General features: G+C 65.2%; 23 protein-coding genes and 1 tRNA gene. 14 read left to right on the top strand and 10 right to left on the bottom strand.

Annotation, left to right across the window (positions count from 1 at the left end; translation table 11 throughout):
* Nucleotides 1-77: 77 nt before the first annotated feature.
* From JSQ98_RS05430 to JSQ98_RS05445, 4 genes are read right to left on the bottom strand one after another with little or no spacing between them, the layout of a single operon-like run.
* Nucleotides 78-1,172 carry a dipeptidase gene (locus tag JSQ98_RS05430; protein ID WP_211648689.1) on the bottom strand — a complete coding sequence of 365 codons (1,095 nt, stop codon included), beginning with the start codon at nucleotides 1,170-1,172 and terminating at the stop codon, nucleotides 78-80.
* Nucleotides 1,169-2,308 (bottom strand): o-succinylbenzoate synthase, encoded by a 1,140-nt coding sequence (menC, locus tag JSQ98_RS05435; RefSeq protein WP_234037438.1) that lies wholly within the window; start codon nucleotides 2,306-2,308, stop codon nucleotides 1,169-1,171. Before menC ends, JSQ98_RS05430 begins: the two co-directional genes overlap by 4 nt.
* On the bottom strand, nucleotides 2,305-2,997 hold the full coding sequence (locus JSQ98_RS05440) for a MurR/RpiR family transcriptional regulator (protein WP_200331603.1): 693 nt from the start codon (nucleotides 2,995-2,997) through the stop codon (nucleotides 2,305-2,307). Before JSQ98_RS05440 ends, menC begins: the two co-directional genes overlap by 4 nt.
* Nucleotides 2,994-3,818, bottom strand: a complete 825-nt coding sequence (locus JSQ98_RS05445; RefSeq protein WP_211648691.1) for a GNAT family N-acetyltransferase — start codon at nucleotides 3,816-3,818, stop codon at nucleotides 2,994-2,996. The genes JSQ98_RS05440 and JSQ98_RS05445 overlap by 4 nt, the downstream gene beginning before the upstream one ends.
* 90 nt (nucleotides 3,819-3,908) lie before the next feature.
* On the opposite strand from JSQ98_RS05445, the gene JSQ98_RS05450 reads away from it, so the two are divergent.
* The 8 genes from JSQ98_RS05450 (at nucleotide 3,909) to JSQ98_RS05485 (ending at nucleotide 13,380) form a co-directional block, all read left to right on the top strand.
* Nucleotides 3,909-5,033, top strand: a complete 1,125-nt coding sequence (locus tag JSQ98_RS05450; RefSeq protein ID WP_211648693.1) for a M20/M25/M40 family metallo-hydrolase — start codon at nucleotides 3,909-3,911, stop codon at nucleotides 5,031-5,033.
* Nucleotides 5,034-5,255: 222 nt separating this feature from the next.
* The gene (locus tag JSQ98_RS05455; protein ID WP_249290747.1) at nucleotides 5,256-7,100 is read left to right on the top strand and encodes an ABC transporter substrate-binding protein; all 1,845 of its coding nucleotides are present in this window, start codon (nucleotides 5,256-5,258) and stop codon (nucleotides 7,098-7,100) included.
* Nucleotides 7,101-7,174: 74 nt separating this feature from the next.
* Nucleotides 7,175-8,218 carry an ABC transporter permease gene (locus JSQ98_RS05460; RefSeq protein WP_200331597.1) on the top strand — a complete coding sequence of 348 codons (1,044 nt, stop codon included), beginning with the start codon at nucleotides 7,175-7,177 and terminating at the stop codon, nucleotides 8,216-8,218.
* Nucleotides 8,215-9,138, top strand: coding sequence for an ABC transporter permease (locus JSQ98_RS05465; RefSeq protein WP_200331595.1), 924 nt, complete (start codon nucleotides 8,215-8,217; stop codon nucleotides 9,136-9,138). Before JSQ98_RS05460 ends, JSQ98_RS05465 begins: the two co-directional genes overlap by 4 nt.
* Nucleotides 9,139-9,141: 3 nt before the next feature.
* Nucleotides 9,142-10,788, top strand: a complete 1,647-nt coding sequence (locus JSQ98_RS05470; RefSeq protein ID WP_211648694.1) for an ATP-binding cassette domain-containing protein — start codon at nucleotides 9,142-9,144, stop codon at nucleotides 10,786-10,788.
* Nucleotides 10,785-11,741, top strand: coding sequence for a S66 peptidase family protein (locus JSQ98_RS05475; protein WP_211648695.1), 957 nt, complete (start codon nucleotides 10,785-10,787; stop codon nucleotides 11,739-11,741). Before JSQ98_RS05470 ends, JSQ98_RS05475 begins: the two co-directional genes overlap by 4 nt.
* Nucleotides 11,738-12,580 (top strand): serine hydrolase, encoded by an 843-nt coding sequence (locus JSQ98_RS05480; RefSeq protein WP_211648696.1) that lies wholly within the window; start codon nucleotides 11,738-11,740, stop codon nucleotides 12,578-12,580. The genes JSQ98_RS05475 and JSQ98_RS05480 overlap by 4 nt, the downstream gene beginning before the upstream one ends.
* Nucleotides 12,577-13,380, top strand: a complete 804-nt coding sequence (locus tag JSQ98_RS05485; RefSeq protein WP_249290748.1) for a serine hydrolase — start codon at nucleotides 12,577-12,579, stop codon at nucleotides 13,378-13,380. The genes JSQ98_RS05480 and JSQ98_RS05485 overlap by 4 nt, the downstream gene beginning before the upstream one ends.
* 47 nt (nucleotides 13,381-13,427) lie before the next feature.
* Here JSQ98_RS05485 and JSQ98_RS05490 read toward each other — a convergent pair whose 3' ends face one another.
* The 3 genes from JSQ98_RS05490 to JSQ98_RS05500 form a co-directional block, all read right to left on the bottom strand.
* Nucleotides 13,428-14,786 (bottom strand): C1 family peptidase, encoded by a 1,359-nt coding sequence (locus JSQ98_RS05490; protein ID WP_249290750.1) that lies wholly within the window; start codon nucleotides 14,784-14,786, stop codon nucleotides 13,428-13,430.
* Between the two features lie 130 nt (nucleotides 14,787-14,916).
* Complete coding sequence (locus JSQ98_RS05495) at nucleotides 14,917-16,341, bottom strand: APC family permease (protein WP_090150438.1); 1,425 nt, start codon at nucleotides 16,339-16,341, stop codon at nucleotides 14,917-14,919.
* Between the two features lie 44 nt (nucleotides 16,342-16,385).
* A complete protein-coding gene (locus JSQ98_RS05500) occupies nucleotides 16,386-17,489 on the bottom strand; it encodes an alcohol dehydrogenase catalytic domain-containing protein (RefSeq protein WP_090150441.1) in 1,104 nt (367 codons plus the stop codon).
* Between the two features lie 162 nt (nucleotides 17,490-17,651).
* On the opposite strand from JSQ98_RS05500, the gene JSQ98_RS05505 reads away from it, so the two are divergent.
* A complete protein-coding gene (locus JSQ98_RS05505; protein ID WP_211648698.1) occupies nucleotides 17,652-19,088 on the top strand; it encodes a PucR family transcriptional regulator in 1,437 nt (478 codons plus the stop codon).
* Between the two features lies 1 nt (nucleotide 19,089).
* Here JSQ98_RS05505 and JSQ98_RS05510 read toward each other — a convergent pair whose 3' ends face one another.
* A complete protein-coding gene (locus JSQ98_RS05510; protein ID WP_211648699.1) occupies nucleotides 19,090-19,857 on the bottom strand; it encodes an LmeA family phospholipid-binding protein in 768 nt (255 codons plus the stop codon).
* A 13-nt stretch (nucleotides 19,858-19,870) separates the two neighbouring features.
* The gene (argS, locus tag JSQ98_RS05515) at nucleotides 19,871-21,541 is read right to left on the bottom strand and encodes an arginine--tRNA ligase (RefSeq protein WP_200331581.1); all 1,671 of its coding nucleotides are present in this window, start codon (nucleotides 21,539-21,541) and stop codon (nucleotides 19,871-19,873) included.
* A gap of 98 nt (nucleotides 21,542-21,639) precedes the next feature.
* Here argS and JSQ98_RS05520 point away from each other — a divergent pair.
* Nucleotides 21,640-21,712: transfer RNA gene (locus JSQ98_RS05520), tRNA-Arg, on the top strand.
* Nucleotides 21,713-21,873: 161 nt separating this feature from the next.
* Complete coding sequence (locus JSQ98_RS05525) at nucleotides 21,874-22,143, top strand: cysteine hydrolase family protein (RefSeq protein WP_346728722.1); 270 nt, start codon at nucleotides 21,874-21,876, stop codon at nucleotides 22,141-22,143.
* 97 nt (nucleotides 22,144-22,240) lie between these two features.
* Here the strand turns inward: JSQ98_RS05525 and JSQ98_RS05530 are convergent, their stop codons facing one another.
* Nucleotides 22,241-22,705 carry a hypothetical protein gene (locus JSQ98_RS05530; RefSeq protein ID WP_211648700.1) on the bottom strand — a complete coding sequence of 155 codons (465 nt, stop codon included), beginning with the start codon at nucleotides 22,703-22,705 and terminating at the stop codon, nucleotides 22,241-22,243.
* A 105-nt stretch (nucleotides 22,706-22,810) separates the two neighbouring features.
* On the opposite strand from JSQ98_RS05530, the gene JSQ98_RS05535 reads away from it, so the two are divergent.
* The 3 genes from JSQ98_RS05535 (at nucleotide 22,811) to JSQ98_RS05545 (ending at nucleotide 24,628) form a co-directional block, all read left to right on the top strand.
* Nucleotides 22,811-23,260 (top strand): SRPBCC family protein, encoded by a 450-nt coding sequence (locus tag JSQ98_RS05535; protein WP_211648702.1) that lies wholly within the window; start codon nucleotides 22,811-22,813, stop codon nucleotides 23,258-23,260.
* 483 nt (nucleotides 23,261-23,743) lie between these two features.
* A complete protein-coding gene (locus tag JSQ98_RS05540) occupies nucleotides 23,744-24,154 on the top strand; it encodes a hypothetical protein (RefSeq protein ID WP_211648703.1) in 411 nt (136 codons plus the stop codon).
* A gap of 69 nt (nucleotides 24,155-24,223) precedes the next feature.
* Complete coding sequence (locus tag JSQ98_RS05545) at nucleotides 24,224-24,628, top strand: hypothetical protein (protein ID WP_211648704.1); 405 nt, start codon at nucleotides 24,224-24,226, stop codon at nucleotides 24,626-24,628.
* Nucleotides 24,629-24,764: the final 136 nt, after the last annotated feature.

Genomic DNA, 24,764 nt, shown 5'->3' on the forward strand with positions numbered 1-24,764 from the left:
GAGCCAATCGGCAAGCCGTCGAGGTCCAGAGCCGGGAGAATTCACTACCACCAGCACACGGGGAATCACGACCAAGATCATCCTGCTTTCTTCTTGGAGAGGTCGACCGCCGGGGCGATTGCGGAGGCCGGAGGCTGCGGGGCGCGGCCCGCGAGGAAGTCGAGGTAGTCGCCGTCGGAGGCTTCGAGCACCCGGAGCACATTGTCGGTACCGAGACCCCGGAGTTCATCATCCGACCACCCGCGTCGTTCGAGCTCTTCGAAGAGCCGGGGGTAGCCCGAGACGTCCCCCAGGCCGATGGGCATCGCGTCGGTTCCGTCGTAGTCCGCGCCGATTCCCACCGCATGCACACCCGCGACATCTCGCATGTGGTCGAGATGGTCGGCGACATCTCCAACTCCCACCGGTGGCGGATCACCCTCCTCTCCGGCCCGCACCCACGCGTGCCGGTCCTCCGACAGGAATGAGGGGACGAACGCCACCATGATCACACCGTCGCTCGATCCGATCTCGGCAAGTACGTCGTCTGGCACGTTGCGAGGGTGATCGCACACTGCCCGCGAACCGGAATGACTCACCATCACAGGCCGCTCGCTGACAGCAAGCGCATCGCGCATCGTCGTTGGTGCGACATGCGCGAGATCGACGAGCAGGCCGATGCGTTGCATCTCGCGCACCACTTCTCGGCCGAATTCCGTGAGGCCGCCGTGCCGCGCGTCATCGGTCGCCGAATCGGCCCAGTCGGTCGTGCGGGACCAGGTGAGCGTGACATACCGAGATCCGAGCCTCGCGAACTGCCGCAGCGCCGCAAGAGACCCGCCGAACTGCGCACCCCCTTCGACGCCGATGAAGGAGGCGATGCGCCCCTCGGCCATCGCGGTTCGCGCTTCGGCTGCCGTGCGCGTCAGACGAGCCCGCTCGGGGTAGCGCTCCACGAATCGATGGACGAAATCGATCTGCTCCAGGGTGGCGACGACTTGCTCGGCTCCCTGCAGTGCAGGATCAACCCAGACCGACCAGAACTGCCCCGCGACGCCGCCTGTTTCGAGGCGCGCGAGGTCCGTGTGCAGACCTGTCGCTCCGCTCTCAAGCCCGTTCACTGAGTAGGCACGCGTCTCCCTGCAAGCCCAGGCAAGATCGTTGTGCCCGTCGATCACTGGATGGAGATTCACCCTGGCACCCCCGCGAGCTCCCTCGAAGCAGAATCGAACGTGCGATTCGCGTCGACCGAGACCCGAGCGACATCCACCTCGTGCCCGATGCCCACCGCCGTTGGAACCGCAACGCGACCTTCACGCGCCCGAATTGGCGGCTCGATGAGATCGTTCGCGTAGTACTTGTCCGATCCCGAGACATCAGAGGGAAGATGGAAGTTCGGCAGTGATGCCAGCGCGACGTTCGCTGCGCGACCGATCCCGAACTCATGCATGCCCCCGCACCACACCGGGATACCGGCTTGCTCAGCGACGCGATGCGCGTTCTGCGCTTCGGTGAGACCGCCCATCCTGGACACCTTGATGTTGAGGATGCGCCCCGCGTCGAGCCGGATCATCGTCTCGAGGTCGGCGACGGTCACCACGGACTCATCGAGGCAGATGGGCGTCTCGATCCGCTGCTGCAGTTCGGCATGGGCCATGAAATCACGCGCGGCGAAAGGTTGCTCGAGCATGGTCAGCGAGAACCGGTCCAGTCGCTGCAGCACCTCGAGCGCCTCGCTCGTGCGCGGATACGCCCCGTTCGCGTCGACATGCAGATCGATATCCGGAAAGGCGTCGCGCACGGCGGCGACGGGGGAAACATCCCAGCCGGGCGCGATCTTGAGCTTCACACGACCGTACCCGGCGTCGAGCTGCTGACCTACCTGTGCGAGGAGATCCTGCTCCGACCGTTCGATGCCGAGCGAGACTCCCGACTCGATCTCATCCCGTGTGCCTCCGAGCGCTCGCGCGAGTGAGATGCCGTCGTGCTTCGCGGTCAGGTCCCAGGCCGCCGCCGAGAATCCGGCCTTCGCGAACTCGTGCCCTCGAATGTTAGACCACGCGCGCTCGACCTCCTCCGGCCGGTCCCATTCGGTATCCAGCACTCGCGGCACCAGATAGTTGGTGGCGATGTACCACGCAGTATCCGTGTTCTCTGCACAGTAGTAGGGGTCGCTCGGTGAAGCGATTTCACCCCAACCGGTCGTTCCTGAGTCGCTCGTGAGCTCCACGAGCACGTGCTCGATGCCGGACTTCCGGTGCGAACTCGTCTCGAAGCTGTGGAGCAGCGGCAGACGGAGCGCGAAGAGTCTCACGCGCTCGATCTTCATCGCTCGTTCTCCTGCTCGTGTTCGGGGAGGTAGAGAGCGAGTTCGGCGGCGTACTGGTCGCGAACCGTGAGGCGCCGTCTGGCCCCCTTTGCGCTTGCAGTCGTCAGTGTGCTGAGGAGGTGGCAGACCGCGGCCACCGCGGTGGGCGAGTCCGCGTAAGAGGCCGACTCCGTGTGCACTTTGATCAGCGCGCTCGCGAGGCGCGCGAGCGGCGCATCGTCGCTGTCGGTGATGACCACCAGCTGACCTCCGGCCTCATGGAAGAGCTCGCCGAGCCGCACCGTTTCAGCTCGATACCGGCGCATCGAAAACACGATGAGCACGTCGCTCGCGCGCACATCGGTGAGCACGGTGATCGGAGAGAGCGCTCGCCCATCGACCAGGAATACGTTCGAAAGGGTCGCGGAGAGATCGGCGTTCAAAAGTTGCGCATACGCGGCTCCCTTGCCCTCGCCGCCGATGAAACGGCGTCTGGCTCCAAGAATGAGCGCCGCGGCCTGCGGCACCTCACCGCTCGCTGCGAGTTCGTCGAGGGTGCGCTGGAGCGATCGCTTCTCGCTCTCGATGACTCGTGTTTGGATGTTCTCGGCCGAGAGGTTTGAACGGATCCGCTCTCCGAAGCGGTCTCCCGGCGACCTCAGGGTGCGGTCGAGGTCGCTCTCGCTACGCGCCGGCGTCTCTTTCGTCATCGCTGCTCCATCCGGATATCGGGGACCGCAAGATAGGCGGCGGTCTCGTCGTTGATCCTCGTACATCCGACGAGCACACGCCCGGAATCGATCGCCGTGGTGAGGGAGGCCGCGAGGTGCGACCGCATTTCGCTCGCCACTTCGGTGCGCACTGGCGGTACCGCGGGAAAGGCGATCCACAGTGCGTCGTCGACCGCTTCGATCTCGCCCCACTCGTGCACCCCGAGGGCTGGAGCACGACGTTTCGAGGGGCTCGTCCGGGTCTGTTCGCGGTCTCCGCGGTCATCGAGCACCCACTCGACCAGGATGCGATCGGTGCCGGCTCGGGCGTAGTAATCGGGCAGGTACGCGATGCCCGATGCGCCGAGCGAATCGAAGTTGAAGTGCGCGTTTCTCGCGAGGAGCGGATCGAATGTCCACCGCATCGTGCGATGGCCCCAGTGCTCGGCGACCTCGGCTTGCAGATGCTTGAGCATGCGCCCCACTCCACGGCCCTGGAACCGTGGATCGACGGTCGCCGCCTGGGAGTAGTGGAACTCGGTTCCGTCGGTGTCCCGCCCTGCGAAACCGTATGCGAAACCGACGAGTTCCTCGTGGCTCGTGAATACGCCGACGGACGATCCTCCGTTTTGGGCGAGCGCGCTGAGCAGGTTCGGGTTGAGAGCGAACTCAGGAGCGCGATACTGGAACACGTCCACATAGAGCGCTGCTGCGGCCCTGAATTCCTCGTACCCACGCAGCTCTCGCCCGGAAAGCGTCGCAGAGGCATCGCCAGCTGTGGGCGTTTCGAACGTGAGTGTCAGCAACCCGGGCGCCATCATACGTTTCCTATGCAACGAGATTCATCAGTGAATGGCTCGATGCTATAAGGGTCTTGCGGCCCTTGCAACCCTAGGATACGTTTCATAAACATGAACGCAGCGCCGTGGATGTCGCGCCAGACCGATCCGGTCGTGGATTTTCTTCGCATGCTCGTAGAAATCGAATCGCCGTCCTTCGACACCGAAGCGAGTGAGCGCATCGCGACTCCCCTCAGCGAGCGACTCGCCGCCATCGGCGGCGCCGTTCGACGCATTCGCACCGATGCCGGCACGAGCATCCTCGCCGACTTCGGCGCCGGGCCCGATCCACTCCTCCTCGTGGGGCACACCGATACCGTCTGGCCGCGCGGCACACTCGATCAGGCGTTGCCGTGGTCGCACGACGGTACCGTCATCCGAGGGCCGGGCGCCTACGACATGAAGAGCGGCATAGCCGTCATGTGCGAGGCACTCGAGCGCATCGGCGGAGCCCCGGCGATGCCGGTGAGAGTGATCCTCACGTGCGATGAGGAAGTCGGATCCCCGACCACCGCCTCACTCATCACGCAGGAGGCGGTCGGGGCACGTGCGGCCATCGGCTTTGAATCGCCGCACCCCGACGGGGCACTCAAGGTCGGACGCCGCGGGAGTACGAGGGTGATCATCCGAGCCGTCGGTCGATCCGCCCACGCCGCGCTCGATCCCGAGCTCGGGATTTCGGCCATTGACGAGCTCGTCGATCAGCTCATGCGCGTGCGCATGCTGGTCGAGGACCCCGCGCTTTCCGCGCCAGTACTCTGCAACATCGGCACCGTTGCCGGGGGAACCCGTGCGAACGTCGTTCCGGACGTCGCCGAGGCCGAAATCGGACTGAGGTTCATCGACGGAGAGTCCGAAACTGCGGTGCTGAACGCCCTGGACGGCCTCGCTCCGATCCGGCACGGCTCCCGCCTCGAGGTCGAGACGCTGAGCAGTCGGCCAGCATGGCGTGCCACGGCACCCGATGCCGCTTTGACAGCGACCATTGCATCCACGGCTGCAAGCCTTGGCCAACGGATCGACGGGCGCCCGGCAGCGGGTGCGGGTGACACGAACCTGCTCGGGAGTCTCCGCATTCCGACGGTGGACGGTTTCGGTCCGCGGGGAGGCGGTGCCCATGCGCTCGAGGAGCACGTCATCGTGGAGTCGCTCCGGGAGCGAATCGACCTGCTCACGGCACTGCTCTCATCCGCGTGAGCACGCTCCCCGAAACGTACACCGGTCCGGATCCATGAACGATACGTTACGCATATCGGCACGCAGCCGCAGGCGTTCCCCAATGATGGAGTAATACGGATGCACAACTTTTTAGAAGATACGTCACGAATCTATTGACCACCATGCCGTTTTGAGGTTCGATGGTGAGCACCGACCCCACATCAGCGTTGAATGTGGTCGAAATCGAAGGGATGCCAAGCAATGATGCACACTCCTCCACGCAGACACCGGCTCCGCGCGCTCGCAGCGGGAGCTGCGGTTGCATGCGCCGCACTCACCGTGGCGCCAGCGACCGCGTTTGCCGCGCCCGCGTTAGCCGAGGCCCCGGCTGACGAGGCAGCAGACGCGAGCACGTTGCGCATCGCGACCTCGGGGTTCGTCGACAACTTCAATCCGTTCATCTCGATCTACCTGCTCCCCACGAACACGATCCGCTACATGTACGAGTCGCTCGTGCAGAACAGCTCAGAGGACGGCTCACCCACTGAAGGTCTCGCGGAGTCGTGGACCACGGAGAAAGACGGTGCGCAGTGGGTGTTCACACTCCGTGAGGGCATGCAGTGGTCCGACGGTGAACCGATCACGTCGGCCGACGTGAAATACACGTACGACCAGATGATGTCGGTTCCCGAACTCGGCACCGCGAACGGCAACCTGGTCTCGGGCTTCGAGTCGGTCGAAGCCCCCGACGATCTCACGGTCGTGATCAATTTGAAGGCCCCACAAGCGCCGAACCCCGGGTCAGAGATTCCGGTCGTGCCGAAGCACATCTGGGAGCAGATCGACAATCCAGCCGAATTTCAGAATGACGCCGATGTCGTGGGCTCCGGCCCCTTCGTGCTGGAGAGCTATCAGGCCAACGAATCCATCGCGTTCAAGGCCAACCCGAATTTCTGGAGAGGCGCACCGAAGGTCGACAAGCTGCAGTACGTCTACTACACGAACTCAGACGCACAGGTGCAGGCGCTGAAGGCGGGCGACGTCGACATGGTCACTGGCCTCACACCGACCCAGTTCAAGGCTCTCGAGGGAGTCGAAGGAGTGACGACGCACTCCGGCATCGGCCGCCGCTACCAGTCGTTCAGTCTCAACCCGGGCATGCAGACCCGCGAAGGCACGCCGTACGGCACCGGTGCCGAAGCCCTCAAGGACGTCGAAGTGCGACAGGCGATCCGTCTCGGCACCGACACGAAGACCCTGCTCGACAAGGTGCTCGAGGGCGAGGGCGTGCCAGCCACGAGCTTCATTCCGGCGTCATTTCCCAAATGGCACCTGTCCGACGACGATTCGGCCATCGTCGAATTCGATCCGGAAGCCGCAAAGGAGAAGCTCGATGCGGCGGGCTGGGTCGAAGGCACCGACGGCATCCGTGAGAAGGATGGTCAAAAGCTCGAGCTCCGTCTCCTCGTTGACGCGGGCGAACCGAACGAGCAATCGATCTCCGAGTTCTTCGTCCCATGGATGCAAGACATCGGGATCAAGATCAACGTCGAGTCGTCCGATGCCGATACCGTCAGCGCGGCTTCCGTGAAGGGCGATTACGACATCTACTTCACGGGCTGGTCGGTGAACCCGGACCCCGACTACCAACTCGGCATCAATACCTGTGCGAACCTTCCCACGAGTGAAGACGGCACCGGCGGCACCTCGCAGGACGGCTACTGCAACCCCGAATTCGACAAGCTGTACGCGGAGCAGCGCTCGGAGCTCGATGAGGGGAAGCGTCAGGAGATCGTGCAGGAGATGCTCGCGATGAATTACACGGACACTGCGCAGATCGCGAACTGGTACGCCAACGGCCTCGAAGCGTACCGCTCCGACCGCTTCGATGGGTTCACGCTGCAGCCGGAGGACGGCGGCATCATCGCGAACCAGGCCGGCTACTGGGGCTACCTGACAGTCGCCCCCGTCGAAGGAACGGACGCTTCGTCCGATCAAGGCGCGAACACCGGTCTCTTGATCGCCGGAGGCGTCGTACTGCTCGTCATCATCGGAGGCGTCGTCTACATGGTCATGCGTCGAAAGAACCTCGCCGACGTCGAATAGGCCCGGCTCGTGCTGCGGAGGCCTCGGCCTCCGCGTCCTCCGCAGCACTCCAGGATCGATCCACAGGAGTTCTCATGACCAACTCGGTGCCACCGTCCACATCGGCAATAGCGACCAGCGCGAGCGCAGAGGAACGCCCGCGCGATACCTCAGCGATACAGTACGTCCTCTCCAAGCTCGGCGGAGCTGCGATCAGCCTTGGCATGGTGATCGTGCTCGGCTTTTTCGCGTTCAAGATCCTGCCCGGAGACCCCGTCGCCTCGATGGCGCGCGAACGGCAGATGACGCCGGAGCAGATGGAACTGCTCCGCGAGCAGTTCGGCCTGAACAAGCCGCTCTGGCAGCAGTTCTTCGACTACCTCGTCAACGTGTTCACCCTCAACTTCGGCGAGAGCTACGTCTACAAGACGTCGGTGTCGAGTCTCATCGGCCAGTACTTCTGGCCGACGATCCTACTCACCGGCACCGCCGCCATTCTCGCAATCGCCCTCGGGTTGTGGCTCGGCCAGAAGGCCGCCTGGAAGCACGGCTCGCGATTCGATCGTCTCGCCTCGTCATCCTCGCTCGTGCTCTGGTCAGTGCCGACCTTCTGGCTCGGCCTCATCCTGCTGATGATCTTCGGCGGGACATTGCACTGGTTCCCGACGGGCGGCATGCGCTCCCCGAACCCGCCGACGGATGCGCTCGGTGCGACGCTCGACATCGCCTCGCACATGGTGCTCCCGGTCATCACCATGGTCGCCGTGGTCTACGCGCAGTACCTCATGGTGATGCGCAGCTCGCTCATCGAGGAGATGAGCGCCGACTACCTCACCACTGCCCGCGCCAAGGGGCTGCGGGACGACCTCGTGCGCAGGCGTCACGCGGTCCCGAACGCGCTGCTCCCGACCGTCACGCTCATCTTCATGCATCTCGGCGGACTCATCGCGGGCGCCGTGACCGTCGAGACGGTATTCTCCTGGCCCGGCCTCGGAAAGCTGACCTTCGAGGCGATCAAGGGTCCAGACCTCCCGCTCTTGCAGGGCACCTTCGTGGTGTTCTCCGCGATCATCATCGCGATGAACCTCATCGCCGACCTCATCTACCGTCAACTCGACCCGAGAGTGAGGCGCGCATGACCACGCTCACCGCAGATCCGAAGCAACAGCGTTCTCCGCGGTACTACGCCTGGGCGCGCCGCCGCGCCGCGCTGCACGATTTCTGGGATCAGTTCCGACATCATCGCGCCGGAATGGTCGGCCTCGGATTCCTCGTGCTCATCGCAGTCGTCGCGGTGCTCGCCCCGGTCCTTGCGCCGGCGCACATGCTCGATGTAACGACTCTCGTCGATCAGGAGCGCTTCGCCCCACCATCGCTCGACCATCCGCTCGGCACGGACCATCAGGGCCGTGAACTATGGGTCCGCATGGTCTGGGGCGCGCGCGTCTCCCTGCTCGTGGGACTCGCAGCGACTGCGATGTCCATGGTCATCGGCACGCTCGTCGGCATCGCAGCCGGCCACTTCACCGGCGCAGCGGGCAACGTACTGATGCGACTCATCGATTTCTTCCTCGTTCTGCCGGCGCTCATCCTCGCGATCGTGCTCTCCTCGGTACTCAGCCGCGGCGTACTCACGATCATCATCGCGATCGGTCTCACGTCGTGGGCCGGTACGGCGCGAGTCGTGCGCTCGCAGACCCTCACCGTCGAATCGCGCGGCTACATCGAGCGCTCCCGGGCACTCGGCGCAAGCCACTGGCACATCATCACGAAGCACCTGCTGCCCGGGGTACTGCCGCTCGTGCTTGCGAACACGACGCTCACCGTGGGTTCAGCGATCATCTCCGAGTCGACGCTCGCCTTCCTCGGACTCGGGGACCCCCGCGTTCAGTCCTGGGGCACGATCCTCAAGAACTCCATGGACGTCTCAGCCGCCACGAGCGGCTACTGGTGGTACGTCATCACCCCGGGCATCGCGATCGTGCTGGTCGTGCTGGCATTCACGCTCATGGGGCGCGCCGTCGAGAACATCGTCAATCCCACCCTCAGGAGCAGATGAGCCATGCCCGGTCTGACATTCGATAACGTATCGATCACCTATCGCACCTCTGGCCGCAACGACCGCGGAGAGATCGCGGCCGTACGGTCGGTGTCACTCGAACTCCCCGCTGGGGGCACGCTCGGCATCGCCGGAGAATCAGGATCCGGGAAATCGACGCTCGCCATGAGCGCACTCCGTCTCCTCCCGAAGAACGCACGTCTGGACGGCCGAGTCCTCATCGGAGAGACCGACGTCGCTTCGCTGAGGTTCGGGGAGCTGCGTGCGCTGCGGTGGGCTCAGGCCTCGATCGTGTTCCAGGGGGCGATGCACTCGCTCAATCCGGTGCACACGGTCGGCGCTCAGATCACCGAGGCGCTGCAGATCCACGTGACCGAACGCTGGAAGACAGCCAAAGCGCGGGAGACGCGCGTGCTCGAACTGCTCGAAATCGTCGACCTGCCGCCAGAGAAGGCGGGAGCATTTCCGCACGAACTCTCGGGTGGTCAGAAGCAGCGCGTCATGATCGCGATGGCCCTCGCATGCGAGCCCGACATCATCATCGCTGATGAACCGACGACCGCTCTCGACGTGATTGTGCAGAAGCAGATCCTCGACATGATCTCCCGACTCGTCTCGGAGCGTGGCATCTCACTGCTCATGATCAGCCACGACCTGTCGGTTCTCGCAACCGCATGCGAGCGGATCGCGATCATGCGCAATGGTGAGCTCGTCGAAATCGGCGAAGCGCGCATGATCTGCTCCGAGCCCAACGAGCCGTACACCCGCAAGCTCGCAGATGCGTTCCCGGTCATCGGTGACCCGGCATCGCGCATGCGACCGGTTACTCGTCACGGCGCCGGAGCGCATGAGCCGGGCCGTTCGGAGCCGAGCAACGAGGTGCTCCTCTCGGCGCGCGGAGTCAATGTGACGTACCACGGCGCCGGAGGTACGCGCGCAGTACGAGATGTCGACCTCGACGTACACCGCGGCGAGATCGTCGCCCTTGTCGGGCAATCGGGATCGGGCAAGACCACTCTTGCTCGAGCGCTCATGGGGCTGCAACCGACGGACGAGGGAAGCGACATTCGCTTTGCGGGTGAGCCCCTGCCCGACAAGGGAAAGCAACTGCGACGCTTCCGCAGACGGGTGCAGCTCGTGCTGCAGGATCCATCCGCAGCGCTGAACCCGAAGCTCAGCGTGTACGAATCTGTGGCGGAAGGACTGCGTGTGCAGGGCATCTCGGGTGACGAACGGGAGCGCGTGGCCCAGAGCCTCGTGGATGCCGAGCTCTCGCCTCCCGAGCGGTTCTTCGGCGCGATCCCGCAGGAACTCTCGGGGGGTCAACGTCAGCGGGTCGTCATCGCCGGCGCACTCGCTCTGCACCCGGAGATGCTCATCGCCGACGAGCCGGTTGCTTCGCTCGACGCCTCGGTGCGCGGCGAGATCCTCGGACTCATGCTTTCGCTGAAGCAACGGCTCGGACTCTCCGCTCTCGTCATCACTCACGATCTCGGCTTGGCGTGGAACATCGCCGATCGCGTCGCCGTGATGTACCACGGCGAGATCGTCGAGCAAGGACCCACTGAGGAGGTACTCCTGCGCCCGAAGCACGAGTACACGAAGGAACTGCTCGCGGCAGCGCCGAGTGTCAGGGAGAAAACCGCATGACCGAACTTCGCACCGCGTATCTCGACAGGGCTCCCCTCGCCCCGGGCGACACCGTCGCGATCGTCGCACCCGCAGGGCCGAGCACGAGAACCAGCCTTGCACGAGCCGTCTCCTACTACGAGGCGTGGGGGCTCACCGTTCGCGTCGGCGAGCACGTGCTCGACAGGCACTCGCGATCCCGATACCTCGCGGGAGAAGACGATGCGCGCCGCGATGATCTCGTCAACGGATGGTGCGACCCAGAGGTCGACGCTGTCGTCTGCCTCCGCGGCGGATACGGCGCCATGCGCCTGCTCGACGGCATCGACTGGACGCAGATGCGAGCCGCCAGAGCGCGAGCCGATGGCCGACCGAAACTGCTCACCGGCTCGTCCGACATCACCGCCCTCCACGAGGCGTTCAGGGTCCACCTCGATGTTCCGAGTCTCTTCTGCCCGATGCCGGGCAACGGCGTCTTCCGCGATTCGGAGTTCATTCGGTCGGACGTCCGCCGCTGGCTCTTCGAGCCGTGGGCCGATCGCGAACTCACGGGTCCGAAGACCGACGTGCTCGTCGCTGGCGCGGCATCGGGACGCTGCACCGGCGGAAATCTGAGCCTGCTCGCGGCAGCGCTGGGATCGCCGGAAACAGAACGTTCTCCAGGCGGCATTCTGTTCCTCGAAGACATCGATGAAGACCTGTACCGTCTCGATAATCTTCTGCTGCAGCTGCAGCGTGCGGGGCGCCTCGCTGCGGCTAAAGGGATCGTGCTCGGCTCCTGGCACGAGTGCGGCGACCCCGATGAAGTGCGCGACCTCATGCACGAGTATCTCGGCGGCCTCGGCGTTCCTGTGCTCTGGGAGCAGGGGTTCGGGCACGACCCCGAAGCACTGAGTGTTCCGCTGAACGTCGACGCCACCCTCGACGCGACGGGAGCTACTGCTCGGCTCGTCGTCGACGGACGAGAACGATGACCCCGTCCCTGCGGCTGCCCCGACTGGACCCGCGGGCGACGTGGAGTATCCGCGTGGTCGACGCCTCTACTGGTGACCCCCTGCTCGAGCACGATCCCGATGTGCAGTGCGAAACCGCGAGCATCGGAAAGATCTTCCTCCTCATCGAGGTCGCGCGGCGCATCGAATCCGCGGTTCTCGATCCCGACGAGTCTGTGGAGATTCCTCCGCACCTCGCGGTGGCGGACTCGGGAATCCTCTATCGCATGCGCGCGCAACGGTTGGGAGTCGAGGATTTGGCCCTCCTCGTCGGCGCTTACAGTGACAATCTGGCGACGAACGCGCTCATCCACCTGTGCGGACTCGACAGAGTTCGGGCGGTCGCGCCCGCTCTCGGGTACGAGCGGACCTCCCTCCACGATTACATCCGCGATCACCGCTCGCCGGAGATGCCGTGGACGCCCTCCTTCGGCACGGCGCGCGAGCTCTCCGACGTGATGCGACGCCTCGACGCTGGCGACGTGCATTCGGCGGCCGTCAGCGAACGGGTGCTCGGTTGGCTGGCTTCGAACGCGGACACCTCCATGGTCGCCGACTCGTTCCTGCTCGATCCGCTCGCCCATGTGGACGCGGAGTACCAGGGCATCGTGCTCAGACACAAGACCGGCACCACCGACTTCGCGCGCGTCGACGTCGGTCACGCGCGCGGCGCGGCCGGCTCGGTCTCCTATGCGGTTGCAGCGAACTGGAAGGGCGTGCGCTCCGATCTGCGCGCGCCGGTGCTCGATGCGATGCGTGACATCGGCGAGCAGATCCGGCTGCTCGTCACAGGTCTTCCCCGAGAGGAATGGAAGCGATGAGCGGCCTGTTTCCTGATGCCCATGGCACGAGATGGTCGGTGCTCGCAGTCGACGTCGACTCCGGAGAGGAACTCCTCCGGCACGACGCGGCGCGCGTGCTCGACACCGCAAGCATCGGCAAGGTCTTCCTGCTGCATCGTCTTCTCGCCGAGGCCGACGCCGGCACGCGGTCACTCGAGGACCGTGTGACGAGACGTCCGGTCGAATGGATGGACAACTCCGGCCTCTGGTATCTGCTCCAGGCCGATTCGCTCTCGCTCTACGACGCAGCCGCACTCGTCGGTGCAGTGAGCGACAACGCCGCGACGAACACCCTCTGCCGGGTGATCGGACTCGACACGGTGCAGGAGCACACCAGATCGCTCGGATACGTGGACTCAGCGCTCGACGACGTCGTGCGCTGGCCGCTTCCGCCAGGGGCGCCTCGAACGCTCTCACACGCGAGCGCCGAAGAACTCGTGCGGTTCGTCATGCGCACCGCCCGTGCCGAGGACCTCTCCCCCGCCTCCGCCGACACGCTGCAGCGCTGGCTCGGGGCCGGGATGGATCTCTCGATGGTCGCCTCCGCGTTCGGCCTCGACCCGCTCGCCCATTACTTCTTCGATCGCGGAATCTGGCTGTGGAACAAGACGGGCACTATCTCCAACGTGCGCGCCGATGCGGGTCTCGTCATGAGCGGGGAACGCAGGATCGCCTACGCCGTCCTCGCGAACTGGCGACGCGGGGCAGATGCGCGCGACGGGGTGCTGGCCTCGATGCGCGAGGTGGGCGACCGCATCCGGGCGTCGCTGCAAGCTTGATCGGGCGGGGCTCGCGGCTTCCGCGAGCCCCGCCCGATCCGGCCCGTTTATGCCAGCGCGCCCATCGGGTCCCATGGATCGAGCACGATGGGTGCCGCTGAGAGCGCGGCCCGCAGCTCCTCGGGAAGCCGGTCTTTCCTCACCACGACCTCGAAGACGTACTCGTCGAACCACGAGTCGTCCATGGTGCAGAAGCCCTTGTCGAACTTCTCGGTACCCCAGCTGTTCTCGACGCGCCAACGACGCGGTGCACCGGCCACGAGATCGACACCGGTGAAGAGCATCGCGTGCGTCATCGCGGAATCGCCGTAGCGCACACGCTCTTCTTTCGTCGTAGCGAGATCTACACCGTAGACCGCCGAGTAGTCGATGAGATCCGCCGACCAGATGCCCTGCTTGTCCTCCATATGAGGATCGACATCGCAGCCGAACCACACCGGCTCCTCCTCGACGATCGCCTCGGCCGCGAGGCGCTTCATCGTCGCGGTGTCGGTGTTGAGATAGAGCACGGGTTCGCCGCCGACGACGTTGCCGAGATGCGCGACGGTCAGCGCGTGGTTCTTGGGATGCTCTGACCGGGGATCGTCCACGAGGCATACGTAGTCGGCGAGGGAGACGTCGGTGTACTTCGCGAGGAACTCCCGGGGCGTGAAGTGACCGCCGTCGTGGAAGGCGCCGTCGTCGTCGTTCCAGCGCCATTCGAACCGCTCGGGCGGCACGCCCAGGTGGATGGTCAGGATGCGGTGCGCATCTGCCAGGATCGAGCGCTTGAGCTCATCGGTGTCGTCAAGCGCCGAGCCGTCGGCGATCGCTTCTCGGATGAGGCGTGCGCCCTTGCGCAGCAGCGTGCGGAGCGACGCATTCATGCGCGAGGTGTTCGAGGAGGACTCAGTCTCTGGCATGAGCGTCTTCGGCACCACGCCGTGCTTCTCGAAGATCGCCACCTCCATATTCCACTGGCCGCCGTCATCGAGCACGTTACTGAGAAGGAACGCGGTCACGCGGTCGTCCGGTTCCGATCCGGCGAGCTCGATCATGTCTTCGAGGAAGTAATTCGCGCGCTCGATCTTGTCCCAGTACATCGCGTGATTCTGGCTGAATTCGAAGTTCTTCACGCCAAGGTGCTTGCGGGCATCGGCTCGGAGGAGGTTGAGGGCCGCAAACAGCCAGCACCGACCCGACCGCTTCTGATCTGCCGCGTCCCAGTCGTCGAGCCGATTCGACATGCTCGGCTGCACCGCGAGCAGCCGAGCTCGGTCGACGGCGACCTCTTCGACCGATGTTCGCGCCACCGCATTCATCGCCAGTCGGGCTGCGGGATCGGCTGCGAGCGCGCCGGACCACGCTCGCAGCTGCTCGGAAGTCAAGGACTGACGCATACGTTTCGTATCAACACTGGTACTCATACGAGAATGCTACCCGTGGGGGTGATTTTCATCCACTATTTGAAACGTATCCACGTCGTCGAATGCCGGGAACGCGAACCGGGGATGGTGCCCGGCCACTCTCGCTGGAGCACCATCCCGGGATACGTGCTCAGCCGACGCCCTCGAGCATGTCGGTGTGCGTGTTCCCGATCCGCTGCAGCACCTCGGGGCGCTTCGCGCGCAGCCACCAGAAGCGGATGAACGCGAGCAGCATCGTCGCAGCGAACAGATATGGCAGCACGTTGATCGGGAACGCCGGGATCGGCCACACGTTCGCGAAGAACACGTACGCCATGGCGACGACGGCGACGACCGCCGTCACCGTGATCATTCCGCTCCGCATTCCGCGGCGACGGGTGTAGACGACGCCCGCGACGGCGACGAGCGCGTACGCCACCATGTAGCCGTAGGTCGCATAGGTGTCGACCCACACCACGATGTCCATCGGATGGGTGCCCGAGATGAGCAGAATGACGTCGAGCGCGATCGCCGCGGGGCCCGCGATCAGCAGGACGCGGTGCGGGGTGAGATGCGTCTCGTGGGTGCGGCCGAACCGCTCGGCGACGACGCCCTCCTTCCCCATCACGTACAGGATGCGGCCGACGACGTTCAGCGGCGCGACGACGACCGCGAAGAACGATGCCGCGACGCCGAACACGAGCACGGGTGCGAACCAGACGGGCATTCCGATGCGATCGTTGATCGCCTGCAACGGGCTGGCGACCTCACCGAGCTCGTCGCCGAGGACGGCGATCTGGGTGTACGCCGCGAACACGTAGAGCACGCCGACGGCGACGGCGCTCCACATGATGGCACGGGGAATTGCGGTGTGCGGATTGCGCGCCTCGCGCCCGAGCGCATCGGCGGAGGAGAAGCCGACGAACCCCAGAATGCCGAGCACCATGCCGGCTGCGACGCCCTGGAACGGCACGCCCTCGAACGAGAACTGCGTCGGATCCCACGCCTCGGGACCGAGCCAGACGAGCGCGGCGATGAGCAGCACCAGAATGATGAAGACCGAGAGCAGTTCGAGCACGAGAGAGATGCGTGCCGAGATGCGAATGCCGCGGATCGTGAAGAACGTCGCGAGGCCGCCGATCACGACGGCGAGCGCGACCAGCCAGACGGTGCCGGTCGCGGGAACGCCGAACAGCTGGAGCAGGTCGGAGGCGTACGAGACCGCGCCGCCGAGCGAACCGGCGGCGATGCCCCAGGATCCGATGAGCAGGGCGACGCCGGCTGCGAAGGCGCCAGTGGGCCCGAGCCCCTTCGCCACGTAGGTGTAGAGCGAGCCGGCGGAAGCGTGCTGGCGGGCGAACATCGACACGATGTAGCCCACGCACAGAATGACGATGGTGGCGAGCAGGAATGCGAAGATCGTGCCGCTGCCGGCTCCGAGGAAAATGGAGGCGGCGGTGAATGCGATGACGGCGCTCGGGGCGATGCTGGCGATGGCTTGTGCCGCCAGTTCGGGCCCAGACATCACCCCTTCTCGAAGGCCGGCGTCGGCCTTCCGTGCTGCGGTTTGGGTCATGAGTACTCTCCTATGAGTGCGTGGTGCGAAGGGTGAACAGGTGCTTACGGAATGAGCAGTGTGCGCAGCACGCCGCCGGTCTCGAGGTCGTCGAGCGCCTCGGCCGCTTCGGCCAGGGGGCGACGGCCCGAGATCAGCGGATCGAGCTTCAGCTGGCCGTCCATGTACCGGTCGACGAGTGCCGGGATGTCGATCGAGGGGCGCACCGACCCGTAGTTCGAACCGAGGATGCGCTGATCGGCTTCGGCGAGCACGAGCGGCTCGAACGAGGCTTTCGCACCGGTCGGCGGCAGTCCGACGATCACGGCGGCGCCGCCGAGGCCGAGCATGCGGATCGCCTGCTCTGTCGTCGAGGTGCGGCCGATCGCGTCGAACACGTAGTCGGCGCCGTCCGGAAGGAGCTCGAAGAGCTGCTCGACGGCGTCGCGCTGGGATCCGTCGATGCGGTCCGTTGCACCGAATTGCAGGGCCATCGCGGTCTTCTCTGGAACGATGTCGATCGCGATGATTCGTTCTGCCCCCGCCAGTTTCGCACCCTGCACGACGTTCAGGCCGACGCCTCCGCACCCGATGACGGCGACGGTCGCGCCCGGCTCGACGCCAGCGGTGTTGAGCACCGCGCCCACACCGGTGGCGACCGCGCACCCGACGACCGCGATGACGTCGAGCGGCGCGTCGTCGCGCACCTTGATGGCTCCGGAGACGGGCACGACGACCTCTTCGGCGAACGAGGAGACGCTCAGGTAGTGGCGCAGTGGCTCGCCGTCCTCGGTGCGGCTGAGGCGAGAGGTGCCGTCGAACAGCGACCCGTGCGCGTTGTTGATCTCGACCACCTTCTGGCAGCGGGCCTCATGCCCCTGCAGGCAGTACCGGCACTCTCCGCACGGCGGCACCCAGCTGAGCACGACGTGGTCTCCCACGGCGAGCGATGTGACGCCCTCTCCGAGCTCGACGACGGTGCCAGCGCCCTCGTGCCCCATGACCATCGGCGCGGGCGCATCCCATTCACCGCGCTTCACGTGGAGATCGGAATGGCATACGCCTGCGGCGGCGATCTTCACGCGGACCTCGCCCTGCTTGGGGGCGTCCAGGGTGACTTCGGTGACCTCTGCGCGGGTCTCGGGGTTACGGAACACGACAGCCTGCATGCTGCACTCCTTCGTTCGTTCGCTTCGTCGGATCGCCGGGGCGCGGTGCACAGGTTCGACCACGCCGGCGACGTAAGGATGCTACGGACCCGATCGGGTGCCTGTCATCGCACCAGGTGTCGATTTCTCGATCGCGTCATCGACACTTGGTACGCTCCTCCTGTGGCTCTTGATCTCTCCGCCGTCAGGCGCGCCGTCGGCGGCACCTGCGTGACGGCCCGCCTGCCGGAGCGCACCCCCGTCGACGGCGTCGCCCATGTCGAGGCGTTGGTCGTGATCGGCAATCCCGATTACGCGACACTCGTGACGGGTGACCGCGAGGTCCTCCTCACCGCGCTCACGACACCGGGTCCGGCCTCGAACGCGCTGCCGGGCGCGGTGTTCGTCTCACCGGAGGACGACGCCGAGCTCCGGTCGACCCTCGCTCGTCACGGCATGACGGCGATCCTCGGGACCCGCCTCTCCGGCACCGCACTGCACAGCAGCCTGCTCGCGCTCATCGCGGATGACCGCGCTGCAGCCGACCGTCTCGTGACGGCGGGAATGAACGTACTCACGCAGGTCGCCCGGCGTGGCGGCGTGACCGCGGTCATCGCCGAACTCGCGCGCCGCATCGACGGGTGGGCGGTGCTCCTCGATGCGCACGGCCAGGTCATCGCGAGTGCCGGAGCCGGAAGACTCCACGTGTCGGACGCGGCGGCGTTCGCGCTCGGGCGCCCCGTACGCGTGCGTCACGACGGGCTGCAACTGCACCGCGTGGGTTCGGAGCAGGATCTCGCGGGATCGCTCGTGATCGCGACCCGCTCGAGCCGAACGAGCCACGCACGCGATCTCTCGTCGCTCGCAGCGGCGCTCTTCGATCTGCTGTTGCGCAGCCACGATCCCACGCTGACCGAGCACCTGGGCCGCGGCGCGCTCATCGACATCCTCGTCGACGGCGGCCAGCGCGCCGAGGCGCTGCTCCATCGATGGGGCGTGCACGAGCGCACGCTCACAGCGTTCGAGGTGGGTACACGAACGCGCACGATCGACCTCGAGCGACTGCTCCGCCGCTGGTTCGACGAGCTGGGCGCCGAACACGTGTTCGCAGCCGACCACGGGCACATTCGCGGGTTCGTGCGCGATGATCTCGCGGCCGGACTGCTCGACCGAGTTCGTTCGTTCAGCCCGGTGGCGGGGATGCGCGTGCACATCGGCGTCGGCGACCCCGCTCCGGTTGGCGCGCTGTCGCGCACCGCGACGCAAGCTCATCAAGCGCTCGATGCCGCGCTCGAAGACGGCCGGCCCGGGGTGAGATACGCCGAACTGCCATCCGTCGAACTCGTCCTCTCCGCGCTCGGAGCCGCAGCACAGGGGCAGCTCGCCGGACTCCTCGAACCGCTCGTCCAGCCCTCGGGCGCGAGCGGCGATCTCGCCCGCACCCTCCGCGTATTCCTCGCAGAGAACGGCGCCCACCGCGCCAGCGCTGCACGTCTCGGCATTCACCGACAGACGCTGGTCGCGCGCATTCGGCGCGTCGAGGCTCTCACCGGCCTCGCGCTCGAACGCGCCGACGATCGCGCCGTCGCGTGGCTCGCGCTGCGCGAATACGGGCTCTGACTCAGCCGCAGGTGCCCTTCTCCCGCTGATCGGGATCCGACAGGATGCCGGGCGCGAGGTCCGCTCGTATCGTCACCATTCCCGTGCTCGAGAGCACGATATCGGTCAGCGTGACTCCGGCTGGGAGTTGGTCGGCGATGCAAACGGTCTGCGGCTGCAGAATCGGGTCGAGCAGTGTTCCCGTCGCCTGCGCGAGTTGCTCCGCCGAGAAATCGAATCCCGCCGCCTGCAGCCCGAGTGGGTTGATCTCGACCGCACCGTCCACGGCCTCAACGCTCAATCGCGCGGAGAGGTTGACCTGCTGCCCGAATGCTTCGAGCGCACGCCCGACGACGAGTTCGCCGTCGCGGACCTCGCCCGACTGAGCGACCCCCTGAGTGACGGTCTCGATGACCGGTCCGAGCTGCTCCTTGTCGAGGCGAAGCTCAACCACCCCATCCGAGATCTCACCCGAAGTCGGGTTGAACGGCACCAGATCTGCGTGCAGCGCGGCATCGGCCTGCACCCCTTCGACGAGCGGGGCGTCCGGCACGTCGACGGTCACATCACCCACTCCGCCGCGGAACGCGTTGAGCAGGGCGGATCCCCCCAGCGCCACGTCGACCGGATGGTCGTCGGTGAGGTCCAGCTGCGAGCGCACTGCGCCGGCGACCACTCCCGGAATGATCAGCCGGAGCGCCAGCTCGGCCGCACCTGCGAGCAGCCCGACGACGACGATCACGATGATCAGCTTGGTCCACCAGCGGGACCCGTTCCGCTCCGCACTCACGACGGCTCCTGGGTCAGAGCCGCTCGGGCGCAGAGACGCCCAAGAGGTCGAGGCCGTTGCGGAGCACCTGGCCGGCGGCATCGTTCAGCCACAGACGGGTGCGGTGCAGATCTTCGACCGGCTCGTCTCCGAGCGGGATCACGCGGCAGTTGTCGTACCAGCGGTGGTAGGCGGCGGCGAGCTCTTCGAGGTAGCGGGCGACGCGATGCGGTTCGCGCAGCTCTGCGGCACCGGCGACGATGCCCGGGTACTGCTGCAGCTTGCCGAGCAGGTCGGTCTCGGTCGCGTGCGTCAGGAGCTCCGGCGCGAAGGCGCTCCGGTCGATGCCCGCCGCTTCGGCGTTGCGATCGACGGCGCACGTGCGCGCATGGGCGTACTGCACGTAGAACACGGGGTTGTCGTTCGTGCGGCTCCGCACCTTCTCGCCGTCGAGCGACAGTGGCGAATCAGCCGGGTATCGCGCGAGCCAGTAGCGCAGGGCGTCGGAGCCGAGCCACTCGAGCAGGTCGTCGAGTTCGATGATGTTGCCGGCTCGCTTCGAGAGCCGGGCTCCGTCGAGGTTGACCAGCTGGCCGATGAGCACCGAGATGTCGGTCTCGATGTTGTCGCCCGCCGCACCCGCGATCGCGGTCAAGCGACCGATGTACCCGTGGTGATCTGCGCCGAGCAGATAGATCTTCTCGCCGAACCCGCGGTCCATCTTCGACAGGTAGTAGGCGGCGTCGGCGGCGAAGTACGTGTAGATCCCGTTGCCGCGCGTGAAGACTCGGTCCTTGTCATCGCCGAAGGCGGTCGTGCGCACCCAGATCGCATCGTCTTCCTCGAAGACGTACCCCTGCTCGCGCAGCCGGTCGACGGCGGAGGAGATCGGGCTCGGCGATCCGTCAGGCCCGTCCTCGTGCAGCGACCGCTCCGAGAAGAAGACGTCGAAGTGCACGTTGAAGCGCTCGAGCGAATCCTTGATCTCCGCGAGCTGAATCTGGTAGGCGGCCTCCTGCACTTCCTCGAGAGCGCGCGCGCGATCGCTCGTGGCGAGCTCCACGATGTGCGGCAGCTGCTCGCGCACCTTGCGCCCGAGCTCCTGGATGTAGGCGCCGGGGTACGCGTCTTCCGGGGCCGGCTCGCCGAGCACCGCAGCGAAGACGGAACGCCCGAACTTATTCATCTGCGATCCGGCATCGTTGATGTAGTACTCGCTCGTCACCCGTGCACCGGCCGCGCGCAGCACGCGAGCGGTCGAATCGCCGAGTGCCGCCCAGCGGGTATGGCCCATATGGAGGGGGCCGGTCGGATTCGCCGAGACGAACTCGAGATTGATGTTCTGACCCGCGAGGGTATCGGTGCGGCCGTAGTTCTCGCCCTGCTCGACGACGCGGCGAGCCGTCTCGCCCGCGCTCGCCGCGTCCAGCGTGAGGTTGATGAAACCGGGGCCTGCGACCTCGGCCTTCGCGATGCCGTCGATCTCGAGGGCGCGCCCCACGATCTCCTCAGCGAGCTCGCGCGGGTTCGCCCCAACGCGCTTCGCGAACTTCATCGCGACGTTCGACGCCCAGTCTCCGTGGTCCCGATTCTTCGGTCGCTCCACCTGCGTGTCTTGCACCGTGACCGAGATGTCGGAACCGCGAGCGGCGACGAGGTCGGCGAGAATATCAGCGAGAGCTTGGGAGAGTTCTTGAGGCGTCACAGAGATCGATTCTACTCGGCGCACCGAGGTGCCCGGTCCACGGCACGGGTGCGAAGCGGCCCGATAATTGCGCTAGGCTGGTGGGGTTGCACATGCTCGCCTCCGTAGCTCAGGGGATAGAGCGCCGGTTTCCGGTACCGTAGGTCGGGGGTTCGATTCCCTCCGGGGGCACTGCAACACTGGCTTCCATCGCATCAGCGGTGGGAGCCTTTTTCATGCTCCGGAGATGCTCGGGGCGACGATCGTCGTCGGTCTCACCGATCAGGTAACCGACTGTCGTATCTCAGGCAGCGGCGACGGCCTTCATGTCATCGAGGCCCTGAAATCTCGGAGTGCAGAACGTCATCATGACGGGTTTCTACACGGACCAGTGCGTGAGCGCATCAGCTCGAGATCTCACTGATCTCGGCTCCCGGCTCACCCTGGTCGACGACGCGATGGGGGCGATGAGCCCCGAGTGGCATCAGAACGCGCTGCAGAGCATTCGGAAGCGGTACACGAATTCGGAGAGCCCCGAAGAGATCCTCCCCTGCCTCGACCAGATTGCGGCGAAACTGACGAAGAAGAAGCGCGGCTGGCTTTCTGGCCGGCACGGCAGGTAACCCGTCTGCTCTCGTAAAGTTGCATGACACACCTCGCCATGCAACTTTGAGTGCATAACCTTGCATCGGGTCCGGGGATTATCGGCACTCGCAAAGCTCAATGACCTCGGAGATCGAGCTGCCGGATCGACCCACCCTGGGGTTCATCTGAGGAAACGATCATGAAGAGGCCGGGTTGAGCCAGGTCGTGTTCTGCGTCGAAAATCAGGGAGACACGTCCGAGACGTTCATCGTTCGTCGCGATGACGTACCCATCACTTCCGTGCTCATCGTAGAACTCTTCAAGCTCGGCAGGGCCGAGTTCACTGCGAATGAGAAGCGCTCCGGCATATTGCATCCCGTTTCCGGCGCCGGCAAGCCGCTGCGCGGCCCATCCCGAGTCGACCAGCTTAGTGTCGGGAGGAAGCGGAATCTCCTGCAACCGTGCTTCAAGCTGCTGTGCTGAGGCGTTGTTCACGTTGTGCACCGCGACATATGTGCCGATCATCGAGAGAACGAGAAGCAACACGATGGCCAGCAGGCTCCAGTGCACGGGGTACTCACGCAATCTGTTGCCGCCCATAGGCGCATCCGATACGCTCAACGGCATTGCGCGAAAGCACCTCGTAGTCTGGGGATCGAACGTGCGGTACGGGCCAGCCGGTGTCACGCTGATAAGTTGTGCGACATGTCGGTCTCCTTCGAATGCGCCACCGATTCGGTGTTGGCGCCGGAACGACTGTTTGATCTCGCACGGGACGTCAGCGCTCACACGGATTCGATGTCAGTGTTCCGGGAGACGGTAGTCGGTGGCGTCCGAAGTGGCCTCATCGGCCTCCACGAGGACGTCACCTGGCGCGCATGGCACTTTGGGCTTCCCCTGCAAATGACGAGTCGAATCACCGCGATGAGCCCACCGCGAAGTTTCACAGATGAACAAACCCGCGGGCCGTTCCGCTACTTCACCCACGAGCACGAATTCCGCCCGCACGGAAAAGGCACAATTATGATTGACCGGGTGTCGTTCGCGGCACCTCTGGGTTTTCTCGGCCAGGTAGTCGAGCATCTTGTTCTCGCCAAGTACATGCGCAAACTCATCGAACAGCGGAATTCGTTTCTTCAGAGCATCGACCGATAAGTGGCTCGAAACCTGCGCGTCTCGTTTCCAATGGTTTGTGCGAAATGTATGAACCAGATCGTATTATGACGTCATGGCAGACGCGGCAATGCGCCGAGAAGTGGAGCTGAGCTATGAGCTCCACCGCGCTGTCCTGCCCTATCTGCGGCGTGATTGGCCCGCGGCAGAAGAGAAGATCCGCACGAATATCAACCGGTTCAACCGTCGTCCTCGGGCGAAGCTCGCTCAGGGCTGGGTCCGTGAGTGGGAATGTGCGGTCGATCGAGGACCGGAGGCGGTCGCAGCCGGTGCATTGACAGCCGGTGAACGAGGCAATGATCTCCGCAGGTCAGTCCCCTCGTGGGCGTGCTGCCTCAGTCGGTTCGGGCACAGGTGCTGCAGCAAGTTTGCGGTCATGCATCGCACTGAACTCGCGATTGCACCAGGGGCCCGATAGAGCTTGGACACCCACCAAAAACCATCGCATGTGCGTACGGTGGGATCATGACCGACGAGGGAACAGGCAAACCGCGCCCATCGCGAAACGCAAACCTGATGGGGTTATTATGGTCGTCGATCGGCGTGCTACTTGTCTGCACGTCTGGAATCGGTCGTGAACTGTCGGCATCCCCGGGCGAAGCACGAAACTGGACCTACCTCCGAGAGATCGTCTTCGGCGATCCCGACGAACCGCACCATCGCGAGGCGCTCGCTCTCACCGCTCAGACTGAAGAACTCGTCATGGAGGTCATCGCGAGCAACTCAGGCATCACCATCGACCGTGCCAGGGCTCTCGCCCGTATCATCTCGGCCATCATGTTTCTCACCATGTCCGCCGCCGCCAACGTCTCGCATTCGGTCGACCAGATCGCCGAGGAGATCGCCGTCCAGATCACTCCGATCCTGCCCGACTGAATATACGACGAGATCGGCAGTACCGATATCCAGGCGCTCGCGTGACGGCACGCATGGGACAATAGGCTCATGCAGCGAACCCGGCGCCGCCCGATCCTCACCGCTGCGGCGAGTATGAGCATGCTGCTCATACTCGCCGGATGCACCGCAGGTTCTGACCAGGCCTCCTTCGAGCTCTGGGGAGACGACGTCCGGCCCGAGCTCACGAGAACACCCGGAGCCCCTGCCGTATCAGGCCGTGAGGGGAAAGCCGTCCAGTTCGTGCTCGACGCAGGAGGCTCGTATTCGATGGGTGCCGCGTGTCGAAACGCGGACTCGGTGGTCCTGGAGGTGTCTTCCGGGTGGCAGGTCGTCGCTGACGTCGAGGTCTCATGCGGTGAGCGCGCGTTCGCCGAGGTCGACCTACTCCCAGGCGCCGACGTGTACGTCACGGCGAGCAACGAGGCGGACTGGTACGCAGTCTTCAACGACTAGCGTCCGGCCGTTCATGCATCGGCCGACAGAGCATGGGGCACCGGCTCGATGGATTCTGGTCGCCCAATTCTGATGAGAGTCTGGCCAGACTCCCTCTCCGCTCAGTACGCTGACCCACAAGGGCGCGTACCCGCGC

The sequence above is a fragment of the Leucobacter manosquensis genome (genome assembly GCF_018304845.1).
GTDB classification, from domain to species: domain Bacteria; phylum Actinomycetota; class Actinomycetes; order Actinomycetales; family Microbacteriaceae; genus Leucobacter; species Leucobacter alluvii.

Coding starts and splice junctions, on each gene's coding strand:
- menC (WP_234037438.1), bottom strand. CDS start 2,308: ATGAAGATCGAGCGCGTGAGACTCTTCGCGCTCCGTCTGCCGCTGCTC.
- JSQ98_RS05440 (WP_200331603.1), bottom strand. CDS start 2,997: ATGACGAAAGAGACGCCGGCGCGTAGCGAGAGCGACCTCGACCGCACC.
- JSQ98_RS05445 (WP_211648691.1), bottom strand. CDS start 3,818: ATGATGGCGCCCGGGTTGCTGACACTCACGTTCGAAACGCCCACAGCT.
- JSQ98_RS05450 (WP_211648693.1), top strand. CDS start 3,909: ATGAACGCAGCGCCGTGGATGTCGCGCCAGACCGATCCGGTCGTGGAT.
- JSQ98_RS05455 (WP_249290747.1), top strand. CDS start 5,256: ATGATGCACACTCCTCCACGCAGACACCGGCTCCGCGCGCTCGCAGCG.
- JSQ98_RS05460 (WP_200331597.1), top strand. CDS start 7,175: ATGACCAACTCGGTGCCACCGTCCACATCGGCAATAGCGACCAGCGCG.
- JSQ98_RS05465 (WP_200331595.1), top strand. CDS start 8,215: ATGACCACGCTCACCGCAGATCCGAAGCAACAGCGTTCTCCGCGGTAC.
- JSQ98_RS05470 (WP_211648694.1), top strand. CDS start 9,142: ATGCCCGGTCTGACATTCGATAACGTATCGATCACCTATCGCACCTCT.
- JSQ98_RS05475 (WP_211648695.1), top strand. CDS start 10,785: ATGACCGAACTTCGCACCGCGTATCTCGACAGGGCTCCCCTCGCCCCG.
- JSQ98_RS05480 (WP_211648696.1), top strand. CDS start 11,738: ATGACCCCGTCCCTGCGGCTGCCCCGACTGGACCCGCGGGCGACGTGG.
- JSQ98_RS05485 (WP_249290748.1), top strand. CDS start 12,577: ATGAGCGGCCTGTTTCCTGATGCCCATGGCACGAGATGGTCGGTGCTC.
- JSQ98_RS05490 (WP_249290750.1), bottom strand. CDS start 14,786: ATGAGTACCAGTGTTGATACGAAACGTATGCGTCAGTCCTTGACTTCC.
- JSQ98_RS05495 (WP_090150438.1), bottom strand. CDS start 16,341: ATGACCCAAACCGCAGCACGGAAGGCCGACGCCGGCCTTCGAGAAGGG.
- JSQ98_RS05500 (WP_090150441.1), bottom strand. CDS start 17,489: ATGCAGGCTGTCGTGTTCCGTAACCCCGAGACCCGCGCAGAGGTCACC.
- JSQ98_RS05530 (WP_211648700.1), bottom strand. CDS start 22,705: ATGGGCGGCAACAGATTGCGTGAGTACCCCGTGCACTGGAGCCTGCTG.
- JSQ98_RS05535 (WP_211648702.1), top strand. CDS start 22,811: ATGTCGGTCTCCTTCGAATGCGCCACCGATTCGGTGTTGGCGCCGGAA.
- JSQ98_RS05540 (WP_211648703.1), top strand. CDS start 23,744: ATGACCGACGAGGGAACAGGCAAACCGCGCCCATCGCGAAACGCAAAC.
- JSQ98_RS05545 (WP_211648704.1), top strand. CDS start 24,224: ATGCAGCGAACCCGGCGCCGCCCGATCCTCACCGCTGCGGCGAGTATG.